Genomic DNA, 18,702 nt, shown 5'->3' with positions numbered 1-18,702 from the left:
GTCTTAGGTCACACAGGCGCCCGCGGATATCCCCGCCACGAGGTTTCCGCCCCTGTGTTGCGGGGATGCAAAGATCATTTCCCGGGGGGGAAACAATGCCGCGCAAACAACGGCCGAAACAGCGCCCGGAAAGGGCGTCAGGAATAGCCGACGGTCTTCTGGACGTGATAGCCCTCGATGCGCTTGGAGATCAGCCGGCGCAGCGCGGCCGCATCGCCGCTGTTGAGGATCTCCTGCAACTCCTTGAGCATCGAGAGAACCTCGATCTGCGACAGCCGCGCTTCCTGGGCGCGCAGGATCTTCTCATGCGGGGTGGTCCTCAGGCTGGCGTCGTCGATCAGCAGCTCCTCGTAGAGCTTCTCGCCCGGGCGCAGGCCGGTGATCTCGATCGCGATGTCGCCGCCTTCGGAACCCGCCTCCTTGGCGCGGTGTCCCGACAGCGCGATCAGGCGGCGCGCCACGTCGATGATCTTCATCGGCTGGCCCATGTCGAGCACGAAGACATCGCCGCCTTCGGCATAGGCCCCGGCCAGCAGCACCAGCCGCGAGGCTTCGGGAATGGTCATGAAGAACCGCGTGACCTCGGGGTGGGTCACCGTCAGCGGCCCGCCGCGGGCGATCTGGCGCTGGAACAGCGGCAGCACCGAACCCGAGGACCCCATCACGTTGCCGAAGCGGACCATGGCGAATTTGGTCCCGCTGCTGCGGGTCTGCAAATCCTGGATCACCAGTTCGGCCATGCGCTTGGTCGCGCCCATGATGTTGGTGGGGCGCACCGCCTTGTCGGTGGATATCAGGATGAACCGCTCGACGCCCGCGGCCTGCGCGGCCTCGGCCACGAACTGGGTGCCCAGCACGTTGTTGCGCGCGCCCTCCAGCTCGTTCTCCTCGACCATGGGCACATGCTTGTAGGCGGCGGCGTGCAGCACGATCTCGACCCTTTCCTCGGCCATGACCGCCTCGATCCGCGCCCGGTTGGTGACCGATCCCAGCCGCGTGCTCACCCCGATGCCCGCATCCTGCGCCAGCGGGCGCAATTCCCGGTCGATCTCGTAAAGGCCGATCTCGCTCTGTTCATAGAGCACGATGCGCTCGGGGCGGCAGTTCAGCAGCCGGCGGCACAGCTCCGACCCGATCGAGCCGCCCGCCCCCGTCACCATCACCACCCGCCCGGCATAGGCCTTGGCCACATCGGGGATGTCCAGATCGACCGCGTCGCGCTCCAACAGCTCGTTGGGGGCGACGGTGCGCAGCCCTTCGGCGATGTTCTTGCCGGAAATCAGATCCACATAGGACGGCAGTACCTGCACCTCGCAGTTGAGCTTGGCCAGCCGGGTCAGCAGCGCGTTGAGCTGGGTGCGCGGGACCGAGGGCATCGCCAGCAGCACCCGCTCGATCCGCCCGGTCGCGGCCATCGCCTCCAGCCGGTCGGGACGCGCCACCGCCAGCCCCGACACGATCAGCCCCCAGAGCGAGGGGTTGTCGTCGACGAACAGCACCGGGCGCACCTCGCGCGAGCGGCGCAGCGCGGAAACCAGCTGAATGCCGGCAGATCCCGCGCCGTAGACCGCCACCGGCACCGAAGGGCGCCCGCGCGATTCGAGAACCCCCAGCAGGGCCAGCAGGGCCAGCCGCGACAGCAGCGCCCCCAGAAAGAACAGCGCGCCGAAGATCACCGGCACCGAGCGCGGCGCATGGAAATCGAAGACGTAGCTCGCCACGATCGCCACCACCGTCAGCAGCGCCGCGCAGGCCCCGATGCGCATGATCGAGCGCGCCTCGAGCGCGTTCAGCTTGATCTTGTGCAGGCGCAGATAGACGATGCAGCCCGCCCCCAGCACCGTCAGCAGCGGCAGCAGCAGCCAGGACCGGTCCACAAGCACCAGCGGCCAGCCGGTCCCGAACCGCAGCGCGAAGGCCAGATAAAGGCTTGCCGGGATAAGCGCGGTATCCAGAGTGAACAGAATGAAACGTTTGGACGAGCGAGACAGGTTGCTCAGCACGGAATAATCCATTGGGAACGCCTTGGAACGAGGGACCAAAAAACAGCAGTAAATATATTCAAGCAATACCTGTTGATGCCTTAATTTCAACAAATTGGCAAGCGCGTTGGCGCTTCTCGGCCGATGGCGCGCCCCCGGTTGCGCCCCGACTGCACCCGCTCCCCTGTCCGCCCGCCGCTACTGCGGCGCGCGCTTTTTCACCCAGCCCAGGAAGGCCGCGTCGGGGCTGCGCAGGCGTGGCTGGCCGGTGGCGGCCCAGATCCCGCGCCATTCGGCCTCCAGCGCGTGCACGTCGTGGCCCGGCAGCAGCGCGCGGGCGCGCTCCAGCGTGGCGGCGCGCAGCACCGGGGGCGGGGCGTCGATCACCGCCTCGCGCAGGGTGAAGCGGATCAGATCGCCCTCCAGCTCCGCCATGCGGTAATCGGGCAGGTGGTCGGCCTCGATCATGTCGCGCAGCATCTTGCGGAACACCCGCCGCGGCGAGGCCGAGCCCGATTTCTTGAGCAGCGTATCGACCGAGACCCGCCATTCGGGCTGGCGGCCGCAATGTTTGCGCGCAAGCTCGTAGAGACGCCGTTCCAGCGGCCTGCGCAGGCGGAAATAATCCCGGCTGAGCGTCAGCACCGATTTCGACAGCACCGCGCGGAACAGCCATTCCGAGAGGGTCACGCTGACCGACACCATGCGCCCGCCGCGCGATTTGCGCACGATCTCCCAGCCCTCGATCAGGCCGAAGCCGCGCGTCGTCTCCAGCCCGCCGGTGGTCATGTTGGTGGTGATGCGCGTGCCCGCCAGCCGCTCGAAGGCGTCGCGCAGCCGCTTGTAGCCATCGCCCGAGGTCTCGCGGTTGGTGGCGACCAGCAGATCATGCGCGCGCAGCGTCACCACCCGGCCGATCTCGCGCCCCGCGTTCAGCGCCGCCATCAACTGGCTGATGCAGAAGATCAGGATGTCCTTGTCGTGGATCGTGGCCAGCCCCTTGACCGAGGGCACCACCTGGATCTGCGTCCCGTTGTGGGTGTAGTCCAGAATGCGCCGGTCGGGCCGCGTGCCCAGCGAGAAAAGCGGATGTTCCATCGAGGCGATGTCATCCTTGGGGATCGCGTCGAACACATCGCACAGGAAGAAATCGCCGGTCGGATGACGCTCGGGCAGCAGCCCGCCGGTGAGCGGCCGCGCCATGAGGGTCCTGCTCATCGCCCGCCGCCCCGCGGCCCCGTCCGCATCGCGGCCCCCCCGTTCCGCGCCCTGTTCCGCCCTGCGGCGGCCCCTGCCCTGCGCATGGGAAATCTCCTGCTTTCCTCCGCGCCCTTCCGGCGCTTTGCCTGCCCGTATGCGCGCCGTTGATCCGACTCGCGCTTATCGTGGTTTCAATAACAGGTGGTAAAGTTATCCACAGCGCGGGTCCAGCGAAACCTCCGCCAAATGCCGCCGCGGTTTCGGGGGTTCGGAATCGCCTGCACGTGGTTTCAGAGTCGCCCTATCGTGGTTACGGAATCGCCTCACCTCCCCAACGAGGCAGAAAGTCCTTCGATTACAAGCACCTGCAAAATTCACGCTGGCCTGTAACACATATATAACTCATTATAACACTCAGGCAGGCTTTCCGCCGCGCAATGGACCGATCCCCGGCCCTTGAGTGCAACTGACGGAAATTGCTTGGGAATCCAAAATACATCACCAAATTAGTTACACATGCGCGCTTTATGTGCATACTGCCTGAAAGTGCACACATCAGGCAGCGACCCATGAGCAGCGACAGCCAGCAGCCCCCCCCTTATTTCAACATCGACCCCGACCGTGCCCTGGCCGATCTGGACGCGCCGCTGACCACCGAAGGCTTTGCCGCGATCGCCACCGCCTGCGCCCGCGGGCGCGACGATCTGGCCTCGCGCGGGATGGATGCCGAGGGGCGCAAGACGCTACGGCTGTTCTCCACCTGGGAAATCACCCGCTATCTGATCCCCGTCGCCACCGCGCATTTCCGCCGCGTGCTGAAAGCCAACCCCGCGCTGCCGCAGGGACGCAGCGAAACCGAGGGCGGCGCCAAGTGGTTCACCCTCGACGAGGTGCTGCGCCTGCGCGCGCATTTCGCGCAGGAAGGCTCCAAGGCCAAGGAATACAAACCCTACCGCCCCGAAGGGCTGCCCGCGAAAATGGTCGCGGTGGCGAACTTCAAGGGCGGCGTCGGCAAGACGTCGACCGCGGCGCATCTGGCGATGTCGGCGGCGCTCGACGGCTATCGCGTGCTGGTCATCGATCTGGACAGCCAGGGCTCGATGACCTCGATCTTCGACGGGCGGGTGGCGGATGAATGGCAGACGGTCTTTCCGCTGCTGGCGCGGCACTACGCCACCCATCTGCAGGCCGAGAACCGCGCCCGGATGGCACGCGGCGAGCCGCCGCTGCCGCTCGACGACACGCTGGCCGAGGCGCTGAAGATCCGCGCGGGCGATCTGGTGCAGACCACCCATTGGCCCAACATCGACCTGATCGGCGCGCAGCTGAACCTTTACTGGGCCGAGTTCCAGATCCCCGTCTGGCGCATGCAGGCCCGCGGCTGGAAACTTTGGGATGCGCTGACCGAAATGCTCGAGGCCGACGGCCTGCTGGACCGCTACGACCTGATCTTTCTCGATACGCCGCCCGCGCTGGGATATCTGACGATCAACGGGCTGGCGGCGGCCGACATCCTGCTGGTGCCGCTGGGCGCGTCCTTTCTGGAATTCGATTCCACGGGGCGGTTTTTCGACATGCTGCACTCGACCTTCGCCTCGATCGAAGAGGGCGAGAACATGGCCGCGCGCGCCCTGGGCCGCGATGGCCTGGCCTTTGAATGGGATGCGGTACGCGCGGTGGTCACCCGCTACGACGGCGCGCAGCAGGGCGAGCTGGCGGCGCTGATGCAGGCCTATCTGGGGCGCACCCTGTCGCCGCACCGGCAGGATTTCACCGCCCTGATCGGCCAGGCGGGCGAACAGGTCAGCGGCATCTACGAGGCCGATTACCGCGATTTCAACCGCGAAACCTATGTGCGCGGGCGCATGACCTTTGATGAGACCTACGCCGCCTTCAAACGGCTGTTGCTGGGCGTCTGGCGGCGCGATGAGCTGGCGGCGGGCGCGGCCCCCGCCGAGGCGCGGGCGCGATGAGGGGGCGTCACGGCTTCCTTTCCGGCCCCTTGCCGCGCGCCCTGCCCGGGGCGGGAGGTGCGGCGGCGCTTCGGCCCGCGCCCGCGCTTAACCCGATCCTAACCCTGAACTGGCATTGCCGCGCCATCACCGCGCGAGAGGAGACGCCCGCATGGCCAAACGCAAACGCCTGACACCGGCTCAATATCCGGCCCCTCATCCGGCCGGATTTCCCGCCCAAGCGCCCGAAGGGTCCTCCGGAGATTCCGCCGGGCCCACGCCGGGCCAGCCGCCGTTGGAAACCAAGGCCTGGGGGCTGGGGCCCCAGGGCGGCTTTGCCCCCGCCCTCGCCCCTTCGGGAACGACCGCGCCGATTGCCAAGGTGGCGGGCGAGTCCTCTGCCGCCGCGGCCCTGGCCGAGGTGACGCAAAAGCTGGGCGAGATGCGCAGCAGCGGCCGCATGATCGAGCCGCTGCCGCTGGAGGCGATCCAGCAGGACTATCTGACGCGCGACCGGCTGTCGGCCGATGAGGAAGAGCTGGGCGCGCTGATGGAAAGCCTGCGCAAGCGCGGCCAGCAGACCCCGATCGAGGTGGTCGCGCTGGACGATGGCGCCTTTGGCCTGATTTCCGGCTGGCGCCGTCTGACCGCGCTGAAACGGCTGCACCAGGAAACCGGCGAGCCGCGCTTTGCCGAGGCGCTGGCCGTCCGCCGCAGCCCCGAAGCGGTGTCCGATGCCTATGTCGCGATGGTAGAGGAAAACGAGATCCGCGTCGGCCTGAGCTATTTCGAGCGCGCGCGCATCGTCGACCGCGCGGTCACGCTGGGGGTGTTTCCGGCCGACAAGCCGGCGCTGCAAACGCTTTTCGCCAGCGCATCGCGCGCGAAACGCTCCAAGATCGGATCTTTCCTGCCGCTGGTCCGCAAGCTGGGCACCGCGCTGAACCATCCCGCGCAGCTGAGCGAGCGGCTGGGTCTGCAACTGGCCAAGGCGCTGGAGGAAGAGCCGCAGTTCGCCCGCCGCCTTGCCGACCGCCTCCGCAAGGCCGGCCCCCAGGATGCGCAGGCCGAGCAGAAGCTGCTGCAACGCGCCTTGGCGGGCGAAAAGGAGGGCGCGCAGACAGGCCCCCTGCCCTCCCCTTCTTCGGCCCCTTCTTCGACCCCTGCTTCAGATCCGGTCCCGGAACCCCCCGCCGAATCTCCCGCCGCAGCTTCGCGGTCGCAGGGCATCCCCATGCCGCCGGTTGCGCCCTCGCCACGTCATCAGGTCGTGCCCGGCATCTATCTGTTCCAGGGCCGCGAGGGGCTGGAGCTGCGTGGCGAAGGCGTGACCCAGGCGCTGCACGACGATCTGGCGAACTGGCTGCGAAACAGGGGGTGAATTTGTTTCGCGCGCGAAACAAATTCCGCCTATTTCATTGAAACTAAACGATAAACCAGTTTTTTCAGCGGAAATGTTTCGCAGCCGTCGGGCCGTTTCAGACGGCTGCGGCGCAATCGCCCCTCAGGTGGTGTAATACCCCTTGGCGCGGTATTCCTCGCCATAGCCCAGACGGCGCATCGCGCGCGGATCCACCCGTGTCAGCACCAGCCCCGCCAGCCTGACCCGCGCGGAGGACAGCGCCCGCAGCCCCTGCCGCAGCACGCGGGCCGAGGTTTTGTCCCAATGCACGGCATAAAGCACGGCATCGGCCAGTTCCGCGACCAGCCGCGCGTCGGGCACGGCCAGCACGGGCGGCGTGTCGATCAGGATACAGTCGTAATCGCGCCGCGCGTCGGCGATCAGATCGCGAAACTGGCGCGTCGCCAGCAGATCGGCGGGGTTGCTGCGACTGGGCGCGGCCAGCAGCACGTCGGCCTTTAGCCCGGCGTGCGGGCGCACGGCCTCGGCCAGGGGCATCCCCTTGAGCACGCAGAGCAGGGTGCCGCCCGCCACAGGCCGTGCGCCCGCCGGGAAATAGCTGGCAAAGACGCGCTTGCGAATGTCGCCCTCGATCACCAGCACGCGCCGGCCCAGCCCCGCGATGTTCTGCGCCAGCCCCAGCGTCAGCGTGGTCTTGCCCTCTCCGGGCAGGGAAGATGTGACCATCACCACCTGCGGCGGCGACTGCGATTGCAGAAACAGGCTGGTGCGCAGGTTGCGGATCGCCTCGGCGGCGGCGGATTGCGGGCGCGTCAGGATCTGCGACAGCACCCCGCGGCGGCGGCGGAACAGGCCGCGCGGCAGGCGCAGGGACTGGCCCAGCACCGGGCGGCCGGTGGCGGCGGAGAGCTCCTCATCCGTGCGGAAACTGTCGCGCCCCCCCTCGCGCAGGGCGATGGTGAGCGCCGCCAGCATCAGCCCCAGCAGCCCCGCCATCAGCGCGATCAGGCTGCGGCGCGGGCGGGCGGGGGCGATCGGCGGCTCTGCCGGGGACAGCATCCGGCTGTCGGCCTGCTGCAGGCCCTTCTGCACGGCGGTTTCCTTGAGCCGGGTCAGGAAATGTTCATAGATCAGGCGGCTGGCTTCCGCCTCTCTTTCGTATTGGCCGAGGGCGACGGAATCGTCCGATTGCCGGGCGATGCGCGCGGACAGATCCTGTTCCAGCCGGATCAATTGCGTCAGGCGGGCCCTCGCCCTGTCACTGTCACGGGCGCCCGTTTCACGCCCCTGCCCCAGCAAGGCCGTGCCGCGCGCGATCCTTTCGCGCACGTCCTTGAGCTGGGCGGACAGCGCGACCAGCGTGCGCGAGCTGACAAGCTCCATCTGCGCGCTGAAGGTGCGGGCGCGCGAATCGGCGGTCTCCAGCTCCTGCCGCAGATCGGCGACGCGTTCCGACAGCCAGGAGGCCGCCTGTTCCGTGGCGCGCGCCTTGGCGGCGATCTGATCCTCGATGTAGAGACGCACCAGCGCATTGGCCAGCCGGGCCGATTTCTCTGCCGCGCGGGTTTCGACGGTCACCTCGAAAATCAGGCTGTCGGGCATGTTGCGCACGGAAACCCGCTCGGCCAGCGCGTCGATGGTCAAGAGCCTTTGGGCGCCAATATCTGGGCCTTCATCGGGGGGCCCGGGACCCGTTCCGGGCAAGGCCAGGGCCAGCCGGTCCCGCAACCATTTTCGCAGCCATTTTTGCAGCCGGTCGACCGGGCCGGGCGGCGCGAGCTGCGCGTTGAATTCAGGATCGGCCAACAGGCCCTGCGTCTCGATCAGCCGCGCCAGCAGGCTGCGCGCGCGCAGGATGCCGACCTCGGTCGTGATGACGGTGGAATTGCCCGCCAGGCCCGGCAGCAGGCTTTCGACCGGACCGATCCGCGCGTCGGGGGTCAGCAGGACGGTCGCCGTCGCCTGATAGCGCGGCACCATCGCATAGCCGGCCCAGGCCAGCGCCAGCCCCGCCGCCAGCCCCGCCGCCGCCAGCAACAGCCCCGCGCGCCGCCACATCAGCCCCAGCAGCGCCGCCAGATCGGGCGCGGGTGGCGCAGGGACGGCGCCCGCCGTGCCCGCCGCCCCGGCGGGGACGGGCTGTTCGAACAGGGGCGCGCGCAGGGAAACCGGGGCCGTCATCCAATGCTCCGACAAGATAAAAATGAAACCATTCGGCTCTAATCTACCCCCGGGATGTGGAGGGTTTCTTAACGTCCTCGCGCTTCAATCGCAGAAAGGGTGAAGGGGATGGATATGCGGCATGTTTTCTGGGAGTCGCGGCTTTCGGCGGCCTCCGATCGATTGCGCAAGGTGCGGCGCTATCACGACGGGCCGAAACGCTGGCTGGATGTGGGCCTGACGCTGATGGTGGGGCCGTTTTTGCTGCCGGTGGTGGCACTGCTTTGGGGGGTGATCCGGCTGCAGGGCGGGCCGGGGTTCTACGGCCACCCCCGGATGGGGCGTGACGGGCGGATGTTTCGCTGCTGGAAGCTGCGCACGATGGTGCCCGACGCCCGGGCGCGGCTGCGTGCGCATCTGCGCGCTGATCCGGCCGCGGCGCGCGAATGGGCGATGCATTACAAGCTGGCGCGCGATCCGCGGATCACGCCGCTGGGCCGGTTTCTGCGGGCAAGTTCGCTCGATGAGCTGCCGCAGCTGTGGAACGTGCTGCGCGGAGAGATGAGCCTGGTCGGCCCCCGCCCCGTCACCCAATCAGAGCTGAGCGAATACGCGGGCATGGAATGGGCCTATCTGAACTTTCGCCCCGGTCTGACGGGGCTGTGGCAGATCAGCGGCCGCAATGCGTTGGCCTATCGCAAGCGGGTGCGGCTGGATGCGGCCTATCAGCTGGAGATGGGGCTGAAAACGGATCTGCGGATCCTGTTGCAGACCCTGCCCGCGATGTGGCGCCATCGCGGAGTGTGAAAAAGGGAGTATTTGGGCCGAGAAGAGACACATCAGGCCCGCTTCAGGGGCTGATTGAGGGGGGGGGACCGGGGGACGGCCGCGGGGGGCATGGCCAGCCCGGCGGCCAGCCCAAGCCAAAGCCAGGTGGTGTAGATCCCGCGGTAGCCCACCACCAACAGCGCCATCGCAAAGCCCGCCACGCCCATCATGAATAGCGCGCGGGCCCCGGCGGTGGGCAGGCCGCGCCGGGCGCGGGCCAGCAGGGCGGCGGCGAGGGCGAGGTGCAGCAGGGCGGGCCAGCCTTCTTCGAATATGCGGCCGATGATCTGCGAGTTCACCCCCTGCGGCAGGCTGCCAAAGCTGAGGCCGTAGTGCTGCGCGGCCTCATACGCGCGGTGGGTGACGGCGGCGTTTTCGCCTATGCCAAGGCCAAAGAGCTCGCCACTGCCAAGCGGTGACAGCCCGCCCAGGATCGAGGCCAGACGCATCGCCGCAGACCGCCCCGCCGCCGCGTTGGAGAGGCGTTCGGCGTAAAAAAAGCTGGTGAACCCCCAGAGCACCAGCGCCAGGATCCCGGCACCGATTCCGGCCAGAAGCACCGTGTTGCGATCGAACCGCCGCGTGAGCATCAGCGCCAGCATCGCAAAGGGCGGCAACAGCAGCAGCACGCTGCTGGATCGGGTGAACGGCAGCGTGATCCCCAGCAAGAGCACCAGCCCCCACAAGGCGCGCCGGACCGCGGACGGCAGGCGGTGCAACAGCAACACCAGCGTGGCGGCCAGCGCCATCAAGGCGTGCACCGCATAGGTCGACACCTCGGGCATCAGGGCAAAGCCGCGCCCGTATTGGGGCGGCAGGCGAAAGGCGGGGTTGCTGCGAAAATCCAGCGCCTCCGCCCCCCAGAGGATCTGTGCCAGAAACAGCAGCGCCGAGGCGCCGGCACCCGTGAGAAACCCCAGCAGCAGGCTCGACCGGGCGGCGGGATCGCTGGCCACCAGCGCGATCAGCGCAACGAAGGGCAGGGCACATCCCAGCGTCCAGCCCAGGATCAGCGGCTGCCCGCCCATCGTGGCCCAGCTGAGCGCGAGCGCCGCCAGCCCCGGCCCCAGCACCCATAAAAGCGCGCCGGGCAGCCGGGTCAGATGGCCGAGCAGCAGCAGCCAGCCCGGCAGCATCCACAGATCCATCGGCTGCACCGGCAGCGGCCCCGGCGGCAGGCCCAGGGCCGGCACCCAGAGCAACAGACCCGCACCCGCCGCCCAGAGCGACAGGCCGGGAGAGGCGGCTGCGGGGGCGGGGAAGGCAGGGGCGCGCGCTTGGAGGGGAAGCGGGGAAGAGCCAGAAAAAGGGCCAGAAAGGACCGGAATAGGGGCTGTTTTCCGGGCTCTTGCGGATGCGACGGGGGCAGGCGGCCCTTGCGCTGCGGACAAAGCCGGAGGGGCGCGCCCCTTGAGCCTTGCGATGAGCCGGTCCTTTGGGGTGTTGCCGCGCCCATCGCTCACGCGGCCGCCGTCCGGGAAGCCGCATGAGGGAGGGGCGCGGGGCCGGGCGACAGGAAAGGGGCCAACATATCCTCCAGCCGCGCGGGAAATTCGAGCGCGGCTTGCAGGGCGGGGCCGGTTCGAAGGCGGGCGACCATCGCCTCTATCCGGGCCTGGTCCTGCCGCATCAGGCGGGCGAGGATGGGGACGGCCTCTTGCGGGGTGCGGTAGCGCAGGGCGGGGTCGGTCACCAGCTCCACCGCGCCGCCGCCGTCGTGGATGACGGGCAGCACGCCCGCCAGGATCATCTCTCCGATCGCGATGCCGAAATGTTCATGGCGATAGCAATGCAGCCCCAGGCGTGCGCGGGCCAGCAGACGCGCCAGAGCCTCGGGCGCGATATCGGGGTGGATCTGCACATGGGGGTGGCCGCGCAACCGGCGGATCAGGCGCCGCGCATAGGGTGTATCGGCGCGCCCGGCGATGTCGAGCCGCGCGGGCAGGCCCCGGGCGCGCAACAGGGCGGTGATGCGCAGCGCGTCACCCAGCCGCTTGTTGGGCACGATGCGCCCCAGTGTCACAATGCGAAACGGATCGCGAGGCGGATCGCCAGAGGGATTGCCGGGAAGATCGCCAGACGGATCGCCAAGGGGATCAGGTGAAGCGGGCGGATGGCGCACCTGGGGATAGAGCACATGGGCGCGCCCGGCCTGCGGCGGGATCATCGCGGCGGTCCAGCGGGAATTGGCGATCAGCCGGGACGGGGTCGGCGTGTCGACCGCTGCCGCCGCGTCGGACATGCCCGCGAGCCTGCGGCAGAGCCATGTATAGGCCCCGCGCAGCAGCAGCGCCCCGGGGCTGCCCGCGCCAAGCGCGCGCAGATGCGCGGGGGCGGTGGAAAACAGCGCGGGCGCGTGGCGCAGAGTCAGCGTGGGGCGGGGCAGGGCCGGGCCTTCGCCATAGCTGAGGATGAGGCGGTCGTAGGGGCTGATCGCTCCGGGGGGGGCGATCACATGGGGCAGCATCCGGCAGACCAGGGCGTATTTCACCAGATGCAGCCGTCGCAGCCCCGGCAGGTGGCCCAGCCGCAGCAGGGGGAAGCCTGAGAGCGGGTCTGATCCTTGCGGGCCCGATCCTTGTGGGCCTGGTCCTCGTGCGGCGGGGCGCAGCCCGGCGATGTCGAGCACGTCGACCTGGTGCCCTTGGTCCAGCAGATGGGCGATCATGGCCTGGGCATAGGCCTCGGCCCCGCCGCGGGCGGACAGATCGCCATGCGCCAGCAGGATCTTCATGGCGGCACCCGCGGCGCGGGGGGCGCGCTTTTGATGCGCGGGGCCGGGGCGCGTGGATCAGGCGGGGCTTGGCCGTGGTTGTCATGGTGCAGCAGGCGGTGGAGCGCGGCCAGGGCCTGATCCTCGCCCTTGAGGGCCGCGCGCAGGGCGGCGCGGGCGTGCAAGGGGATGGGGGTGGCTGTGGTTTCGTCCAGGAAGAGCCGTTTCAGCGCCGGTTTCCATGTCGCGGGCAGGTTTCGCCGCGCCCAGGTTTTCAGCCCCGTCGTCAGCAGCAGCCGATTGAGCCGGGGCAGGCGGGGCCGGGCGCCGGCATTGCGCCCCTCTGCCCGCAGATCGAAGCCGTGGGGGTCGATATCGAGAAAGGCGGCGATGCGGGTGAGGGTGGCGGCGGGATCGGCCACCATATCCTCGAACCGCAGGGGCAGGTGCCGGGCGGGGGGGATCTGCGCGGCGATGCGCTTCAGCCCCTCCGCCTGGCGGGAGGGGCGCAGCAGGAAACGGCCGGGCAGGGGGGTGTGGCCCGTGCGTTCGGCGGTCAACTCGTGCAGCAGGGAATGTCGGCTGCGGCCGGTGCGCAGGGCCAGGCGGTAGTGCGACAGCGCGCGCTCGACCGGGTCGCGGGTCAGCGACAGAAGCCGCGCGCCGGGGTGTGCGCGGGCGATCCGGGCGGGCGCGGCGGGGCAGGCGAGGTAGCTTGTGGACGCCTCCATCCGCCAGGGGGTGTGCAGCCCCGCGAAAAGCGCGTGATAGCTGTCGGCCTGCCGGAACACCGCGAATTGCGCGGGGCGATCGTGGCGGGGATCGTAGCGGTGCGGGTCGATATCGTTGAGGTGATGACGGGCCACGAAAGCGGGGGGAAATTCGTGGCTGGCGTAATAATTCGGCTCTTTCACAGGGGAAATCGCGATGTCTGGATGGCTGGTGAGCCAGCGGGCCAGCTGGGTGGAGCCGCTGCGGGGCGCGGCGAGGAGGAAGAGATTGGGGCTCATGATGTGGGCGCGGATCGGGGCGCGGATCGGGGGCCAGATCGGGGCGTGAGAAGGGGCAATCCGGGCGGTGACAGGCTGAACATCCCGCGCAACACTCCGGTGCCGAAGCCCAGATGCGACAGGCTGGCAAGGAGCGCCATGCGCGCGCCTTCCAGCGGGGCGGCGGGGCGGCTGCCGAGCAGCGCCACCCCCGCCAGCAGCGCCGCATAGGCCAGCGCAGGCAGCAGGGCGCCCCACCCCAGCCAGAGCGCGGCCGGGGCGGCGATCACCGACAGGCTTGCCCCGACGGGCAGCCATTGGCGCAGGCCCAGCCGGGCATGGTGTTTCTGCGCATTGCGCAGCCGCCAATAGCCGTTGCGGTGCATCTGCCGCCAGAGCGCCGCCGGGGTGGCGCGGGGGCGATAGGTGACGGGGCGGTGCGGATCGTGCCAGATGCGCCCGCCCGCGGCGATCAGCCGGCGGTCGAATTCGGCATCCTCATTGGCGGCGAAGCCGGTGTCATAGCCGCCGAGCGCCAGGAACCGGTCCAGCCGGAAGGCCGCGTGATGGCCGTGTGTGACCCAGCGGCCGCAGGCAGCGGACCCCGGACGCCGGTGATCGGCCCCGCCATGCCCCAGCCATCCCCGTTGCAGCCGCGCCGCCGCCTGTGCCCAGGGGGCGCCCGTATTCGCGCCCGTATTTGCGCCGGTATTTGCAACCGTGTCTGCCTGCGCGATCAGCGGCACCACGACGCTGTCGGCGCCGCTTTGGTGCAGGCTGTCGACCAGCCCGGCCACGAAGCCCGCCGGATAGCGCGCATGGGCATCCAGCCGGATCAGCACCCGCGCGCCCTGTTGCCGGGCCCGGCGCGCGGCCAGGTTGACTGCCGCCGCCTGGTTGCCTTGCGGATTGTCATGCAGCGACACCGCGGGCCAGTCGCGCGCCCAGCGGGTGGCGATGCGCCGCGTGGCATCGCGGCTGCCGCCATCCATGATCCACAAGGGGGCCTGCACGTCGTCGCCGCCACTGCCGCCACTGCCGCGCAGGTCGTGCAGCACCGCGTCCAGATGCGCGGCCTCGTTGAGGGTGGGGATGACGATGACCACGTCGGAGTGCATCTATATGTGCCTTTACAAGGGGATTGAAGCCTATGTCCCCTCAGCCTGCCTTTAATTCCTGAAGAAAGCGTTGATCTGCACCGGGGTAAAAATGCGTAAAATCCCAGGCATATCGGCGCGCGACCAGGCGGGCGCTGGCGGCGGTGTAATAGCCGCGCCAATCCGCCGCCGTGCGGCGGTTGTCCCAGGGGATCGCGGGGGAGGGGGCCTGCGCCGGATCGGTCAGCCCCAGCTCGGTCATCAGTGGCGGCAGATCGCGGCCCAGATGTTCCAGCCGCAGCACATCGGTGATCAGCCGACCGCCGCCGGTCCAGGCCTCTGCGGACCAGGCCCCGTGCCTGCGCCAGCGCTGATGCGCCCGCCCGCCGCCGCCGCGCCCGCGCGGCCGCGCCGCCGCCAGCCAGCGCGCGAAGGAAGGCGCCCCCAGCCCCAGCGGCCGCCCCCATCGCTGCCGCAGGCGCCAGATCCCGTCGACCGCGGCGATCATGCGATAAAGCGACACCAGCCGCGGGTAGGGGTCGCGCAGGCAGGTGATGCGGCGATAGGCGGTGAAATCCCACCCGGCCCGCTGAAAGGCCACATATGCCTCTGCCGGGGACATATGCGGGTAGAAGGGCGCGGCCGCGCGGTAGGGGCGCACCGCGACCTCATTCCAGGGGGCGAGCATGCGGCGGATCGATTCCGACCCCGTCTTGGGGTTGGAAAAGAAAACAAAGCGATGCCGGTGCGAAACGATCATCGCCGCAAGGCTAGGGCACAGAAGTTAAGAGAGGGTTGCGGCGAAAAGCGGGGTCGGAAAAGCGGGCGAAGGGCCGGAAAAGGGGCCGGAAAGGGTGAAAAGATCCTGGGAAGGCCCTGAGGGCCGCGACCAGACCGGCCCGCGCGGCGCGGCGTCGGCTCATCAGCTCCAGGATCAGAAGCCACCGCGGCTTGGAACACCCTGTGACAAGGAGTAGACATCATAGTTAATTTTTGTTGGCACCGTCTTTTGCGTGCTGCCCGCCGTCTCTTGTAAGCGACGGGGGCAGAATGTGACGCGCCTTCCGCAGGCAGGTTCTCATTGCGCCCTTGGGCTGCCTGCCCGATTGACAGCCTCCCGCGCATCCCGCATCCCCCTTGCAAGGATTTTCAGGAGGCCCAGCACCCATGCGCATTGCAATGATCGGAACCGGCTATGTGGGCCTCGTGTCGGGGGTGTGTTTTTCCGACTTCGGACATGAGGTGGTCTGCGTCGACAAGGACCCGGCCAAGCTGGAAAAGCTCGGCCGCGGCGAGGTGCCGATCTTCGAGCCGGGGCTCGATGCGCTGATGGCGCGCAACGTCGAGGCCGGGCGGCTGTCGTTCACCGGCGATCTGAAAACCGCCGTGGCCGAGGCCGAGGCCGTGTTCATCGCCGTGGGCACCCCCACGCGCCGCGGCGACGGCCATGCCGACCTCAGCTACGTGATGGCCGCCGCCGAGGAGATCGCCCATGCGATCCGGGGCTACACCGTCGTGGTCACCAAATCGACCGTGCCGGTGGGCACCAACCGCCAGGTGGCCGAGGTGATCGCCGCGGCCAATCCGCAGGCCGAATTCGACGTCGCCTCCAACCCGGAATTCCTGCGCGAGGGCGCGGCGATCGACGATTTCATGAAGCCCGACCGCGTTGTCGTGGGGGTGCAGTCCGACCGGGCGGCAAAGGTGATGGAAGAAATCTACCGCCCGCTCTACCTGCGCGATTTCCCGATCGTCACCACCGATCTGGAATCGGCCGAGATGATCAAATACGCCGCCAATGCCTTTCTCGCGACCAAGATCACCTTCATCAACGAGATCGCGGCGCTGTGCGAAAAGGTCGGCGCCGACGTCAAGAAGGTCTCCAAGGGGATGGGGCTCGACGGGCGCATCGGCAACAAGTTCCTGCACGCGGGCCCCGGCTACGGCGGGTCGTGCTTTCCCAAGGACACCCAGGCGCTGGCCCGCATCGGCCAGGACCATGCCATGCCGATGGAAATCACCGAGGCGGTGATCCGCGTCAACGAAAGCATCAAGCGGCGGATGATCGAAAAGCTGCGCGACCTGTGCGACGGCAGCTTCAACGGCAGGCGCATCGCGGTGCTGGGGGTGACCTTCAAGCCCAACACCGACGACATGCGCGACGCGCCGTCCCTGACCATCGTGCCCGCGCTGGTCGGCGGCGGCGCCCAGGTCTGCGTGGTCGATCCGCAGGGCCGCCACGAGGGCGAGGCCCTGCTGCCCGGCGTCACCTGGCACGACGATCCCTATGCGGCCGCCGAAGGCGCCCATGCGCTGGTGATCCTGACCGAATGGAACGAATTCCGCGCCCTCGACCTGAAGCGCCTGGCCACGGAAATGGCCACCCCGCGCATGGCCGACCTGCGCAACGTCTATGCGAAAGCCGATGTGCAGGAGGCGGGGTTCGAGGCCTATGTGGCGGTGGGGCGGTAGGGACGTCCCTCATCGGAGAATAAATATCCGCGCCGCAGGCAACGGGATCTTGGAGACTTGCCTCCGGCGGGGATATTTCGGACCAGAAGAAGCCTGCTAGAACACGAAATCCCCCGCGCTCAGATCCTCGACCAGCAGCTGGCCTTCCTCGGCCTCCAGCCGGAAGCGGTCGGCGCCGTAGCGAATCAGAACGCCGTAGTCCTTCTGCGTGAATTGCAGCCGCTCCATGTCATAGAGCAGGGGGAAATCGGACAGGTCGAGCCTGTCCTCGCCCGGGGTGAAATCGCGCACCTGGTCCATGCGGCTGTCCTGCACGAAGACGAAGACATCCGCCCCCGCGCCGCCGATCATCACATCGACGCCCGCGCCGTCGATCAGCCGGTCGTCGCCCGCGCCGCCCGAAAGCCGGTCGTCGCCGCCAAAGCCGGTCAGCAGATCGTCGCGCGCGCCGCCCGTCAGCCGGTCGGCGCCGTTGCGCCCCGCAAGGCTTTCGCCCAGCGGGCCGGGGGTGAAGGTGAACTGCGTCAGCCCCGGCTCGGCCGCGCTGGCCACGAAGATCTGCACCTCATTGCCCACCGGCTGCGCATGGATCGCCGAGATGTCGCCGAGCGTCGTCGCATCGCTGTCGGCCAGGGTCTGCAATTCAAAGAGCTGGCCGTCGGGCGCCAGTTCGAACAGGGTGATGCCATCGTCGCTGCCGCCCGCCAGGACAAAGCTGCGCCCTTGCAAAGAGACGGTTTCCAGCGCGGTGATCCCGTCGAAGCGGGTGGTCAGGCTGTCGAGCTGGTGGTCTTCCTGAAAGAGCCCGCCCCAGGGGTTGACGCGCAGCACGCTGAGGCTGCCCGCTTCGGCCGCGCCGACCAGCAGGAAGCCCGTGTCGTTGACCACGGCGGTTTCCATCACGCTGGGCGCGGTGATGCCCCAGCCGTCTTCGGCGCCCAGGCTGTCGCGGTGCTTGACGTTGCCCCATTTGCCCATCCAGTAGGAGCTGACCCCCGCCTCGGCGGAGCCGGTGAAGAAAAAGCTGCGCCCGGCGATCTGGGCCCCCGTCATCGCGGTGACGTCCTGGGCATAGGTGGCATCGGTGTCGGCGACATGGCGGCGGTGTTCCAGCGACAGGTCATCGCGCAGGCGAAAGCTGCGGAACCCCTCCTGGCCGCGCTGCGCCGCGATCAGAAAGCTGCGGTCGGCGACCTGGACCGGCTGGATCAGTTCCATCGCGCCGATCAGCGCGCTGTCGGCGCCCAGCTGTTTCAGCCCGCCCAAACCGCCGCCCGCGTCGATGCGGTGGATCGCCAGCCGGTCGTCCCACATGCCCGCGGGCAGCAGAACGTCCTGATCCGAGAGGCTGAGAACCTCGATGTCGTTCAACCCGAAGGTGCCGCGCCTGGAACTGGCGCCAAGCTGATCGGCAAAGCGCGCGGGATCACCGGGGGCCAGGGAAAACACGCTCAGCCCGTCGTCGCGTTCCGAGCCGAGGTAGACATAGCTGTTCGCGCCGATCGTCAGCCCATCGAGCGCGGTGATCCCCGCCATATGGGGCAGATCGCCCGCGAGTGTGGTTTTGTGCTTCAGCCAGGCCATTGTCATCGCTCCCCGGGGCGGTAAATCGCCCTTGGGTAGATATGCAATTACGGATTTGCAAAATTATGGTGCGGGTGGGGCGCAGGTGGCCTGCGGGTGGCGAAGCTGTGGCTATAGCAGAGGGTTTTAGAAAAATTTGAGCATTTCAGCCGATAAGGCCCTCAGTTGACGGGGCAGCCGAAGGGGCCCTCAGCCGACGGGCCCCTCGGGCGTTCTTCTTGGTCTGAAATACTCAAATCCAGACCGTGGTTACAGATTATTTACCATAATAATCCTTAAACCACGTGACGAACCGGGCGATCCCGTCCTTGAAATCGGTCTGCGGCTTGTAGCCTGTCAGCCGCTGCAACAGGTTGGCGTCG

General features: G+C 68.3%; 13 protein-coding genes and 1 pseudogene. 4 read left to right on the top strand and 10 right to left on the bottom strand.

The window, feature by feature from the left end; all coding sequences use genetic code 11:
- Positions 1 to 137: 137 nt before the first annotated feature.
- Positions 138 to 2,015: a polysaccharide biosynthesis protein gene (locus tag ACU0BR_RS15150; RefSeq protein ID WP_446157666.1), complete on the bottom strand. Its 1,878-nt coding sequence runs from the start codon at positions 2,013 to 2,015 to the stop codon at positions 138 to 140.
- Between the two features lie 165 nt (positions 2,016 to 2,180).
- On the bottom strand, positions 2,181 to 3,185 hold the full coding sequence (locus ACU0BR_RS15145; protein WP_446157676.1) for a replication initiator protein A: 1,005 nt from the start codon (positions 3,183 to 3,185) through the stop codon (positions 2,181 to 2,183).
- 566 nt (positions 3,186 to 3,751) lie between these two features.
- On the opposite strand from ACU0BR_RS15145, the gene ACU0BR_RS15140 reads away from it, so the two are divergent.
- Together ACU0BR_RS15140 and ACU0BR_RS15135 are read left to right on the top strand one after the other, a co-directional pair.
- Positions 3,752 to 5,155 carry an AAA family ATPase gene (locus ACU0BR_RS15140; protein ID WP_446157665.1) on the top strand — a complete coding sequence of 468 codons (1,404 nt, stop codon included), beginning with the start codon at positions 3,752 to 3,754 and terminating at the stop codon, positions 5,153 to 5,155.
- Between the two features lie 151 nt (positions 5,156 to 5,306).
- Positions 5,307 to 6,515, top strand: a complete 1,209-nt coding sequence (locus ACU0BR_RS15135; RefSeq protein WP_446157664.1) for a ParB/RepB/Spo0J family partition protein — start codon at positions 5,307 to 5,309, stop codon at positions 6,513 to 6,515.
- A gap of 123 nt (positions 6,516 to 6,638) precedes the next feature.
- Here ACU0BR_RS15135 and ACU0BR_RS15130 read toward each other — a convergent pair whose 3' ends face one another.
- Positions 6,639 to 8,678, bottom strand: coding sequence for a GNVR domain-containing protein (locus ACU0BR_RS15130; RefSeq protein WP_446157663.1), 2,040 nt, complete (start codon positions 8,676 to 8,678; stop codon positions 6,639 to 6,641).
- A 108-nt stretch (positions 8,679 to 8,786) separates the two neighbouring features.
- Here ACU0BR_RS15130 and ACU0BR_RS15125 point away from each other — a divergent pair, with 108 nt between their 5' ends.
- Positions 8,787 to 9,464 carry a sugar transferase gene (locus tag ACU0BR_RS15125; RefSeq protein ID WP_446157662.1) on the top strand — a complete coding sequence of 226 codons (678 nt, stop codon included), beginning with the start codon at positions 8,787 to 8,789 and terminating at the stop codon, positions 9,462 to 9,464.
- Positions 9,465 to 9,496: 32 nt separating this feature from the next.
- On the opposite strand, the gene ACU0BR_RS15120 is transcribed toward ACU0BR_RS15125, so the two are convergent.
- From ACU0BR_RS15120 to ACU0BR_RS15100, 5 genes are all read right to left on the bottom strand, one after another.
- Positions 9,497 to 10,687: a hypothetical protein gene (locus ACU0BR_RS15120; protein WP_446157661.1), complete on the bottom strand. Its 1,191-nt coding sequence runs from the start codon at positions 10,685 to 10,687 to the stop codon at positions 9,497 to 9,499.
- A 257-nt stretch (positions 10,688 to 10,944) separates the two neighbouring features.
- Positions 10,945 to 12,219 (bottom strand): glycosyltransferase family 4 protein, encoded by a 1,275-nt coding sequence (locus ACU0BR_RS15115; RefSeq protein WP_446157660.1) that lies wholly within the window; start codon positions 12,217 to 12,219, stop codon positions 10,945 to 10,947.
- A complete protein-coding gene (locus ACU0BR_RS15110) occupies positions 12,216 to 13,208 on the bottom strand; it encodes a sulfotransferase family protein (protein WP_446157659.1) in 993 nt (330 codons plus the stop codon). Before ACU0BR_RS15110 ends, ACU0BR_RS15115 begins: the two co-directional genes overlap by 4 nt.
- Positions 13,205 to 14,305 carry a glycosyltransferase family 2 protein gene (locus ACU0BR_RS15105; RefSeq protein ID WP_446157658.1) on the bottom strand — a complete coding sequence of 367 codons (1,101 nt, stop codon included), beginning with the start codon at positions 14,303 to 14,305 and terminating at the stop codon, positions 13,205 to 13,207. The genes ACU0BR_RS15110 and ACU0BR_RS15105 overlap by 4 nt, the downstream gene beginning before the upstream one ends.
- Before the next feature lie 40 nt (positions 14,306 to 14,345).
- Positions 14,346 to 15,044 (bottom strand): sulfotransferase family 2 domain-containing protein, encoded by a 699-nt coding sequence (locus ACU0BR_RS15100; protein WP_446157657.1) that lies wholly within the window; start codon positions 15,042 to 15,044, stop codon positions 14,346 to 14,348.
- Between the two features lie 407 nt (positions 15,045 to 15,451).
- Between ACU0BR_RS15100 and ACU0BR_RS15095 the strand changes: the two genes are divergently transcribed.
- Entirely contained in the window at positions 15,452 to 16,756 is a 1,305-nt protein-coding gene (locus ACU0BR_RS15095; RefSeq protein WP_446157656.1) for a UDP-glucose dehydrogenase family protein, read from the top strand.
- Between the two features lie 96 nt (positions 16,757 to 16,852).
- Here ACU0BR_RS15095 and ACU0BR_RS15090 read toward each other — a convergent pair whose 3' ends face one another.
- Positions 16,853 to 18,340, bottom strand: a complete 1,488-nt coding sequence (locus ACU0BR_RS15090; RefSeq protein ID WP_446157655.1) for a calcium-binding protein — start codon at positions 18,338 to 18,340, stop codon at positions 16,853 to 16,855.
- A gap of 256 nt (positions 18,341 to 18,596) precedes the next feature.
- Positions 18,597 to 18,702, bottom strand: a pseudogene (locus ACU0BR_RS15085) (UDP-glucuronate 5-epimerase); the annotation flags it as partial.

The organism is Brevirhabdus sp. (assembly GCF_052826345.1).
Note: the sequence above shows the minus strand (reverse complement) of the source record. Positions and strands in the feature narration are given on the sequence as shown.

Bases quoted from the DNA above. Each gene is read 5' to 3' on its own strand.
- ACU0BR_RS15145 (WP_446157676.1), bottom strand. From the start codon at position 3,185: ATGGCGCGGCCGCTCACCGGCGGGCTGCTGCCCGAGCGTCATCCGACC.
- ACU0BR_RS15105 (WP_446157658.1), bottom strand. From the start codon at position 14,305: ATGCACTCCGACGTGGTCATCGTCATCCCCACCCTCAACGAGGCCGCG.
- ACU0BR_RS15125 (WP_446157662.1), top strand. From the start codon at position 8,787: ATGGATATGCGGCATGTTTTCTGGGAGTCGCGGCTTTCGGCGGCCTCC.
- ACU0BR_RS15115 (WP_446157660.1), bottom strand. From the start codon at position 12,219: ATGAAGATCCTGCTGGCGCATGGCGATCTGTCCGCCCGCGGCGGGGCC.
- ACU0BR_RS15135 (WP_446157664.1), top strand. From the start codon at position 5,307: ATGGCCAAACGCAAACGCCTGACACCGGCTCAATATCCGGCCCCTCAT.
- ACU0BR_RS15100 (WP_446157657.1), bottom strand. From the start codon at position 15,044: ATGATCGTTTCGCACCGGCATCGCTTTGTTTTCTTTTCCAACCCCAAG.
- ACU0BR_RS15140 (WP_446157665.1), top strand. From the start codon at position 3,752: ATGAGCAGCGACAGCCAGCAGCCCCCCCCTTATTTCAACATCGACCCC.
- ACU0BR_RS15095 (WP_446157656.1), top strand. From the start codon at position 15,452: ATGCGCATTGCAATGATCGGAACCGGCTATGTGGGCCTCGTGTCGGGG.
- ACU0BR_RS15110 (WP_446157659.1), bottom strand. From the start codon at position 13,208: ATGAGCCCCAATCTCTTCCTCCTCGCCGCGCCCCGCAGCGGCTCCACC.
- ACU0BR_RS15090 (WP_446157655.1), bottom strand. From the start codon at position 18,340: ATGGCCTGGCTGAAGCACAAAACCACACTCGCGGGCGATCTGCCCCAT.
- ACU0BR_RS15150 (WP_446157666.1), bottom strand. From the start codon at position 2,015: ATGGATTATTCCGTGCTGAGCAACCTGTCTCGCTCGTCCAAACGTTTC.
- ACU0BR_RS15130 (WP_446157663.1), bottom strand. From the start codon at position 8,678: ATGACGGCCCCGGTTTCCCTGCGCGCGCCCCTGTTCGAACAGCCCGTC.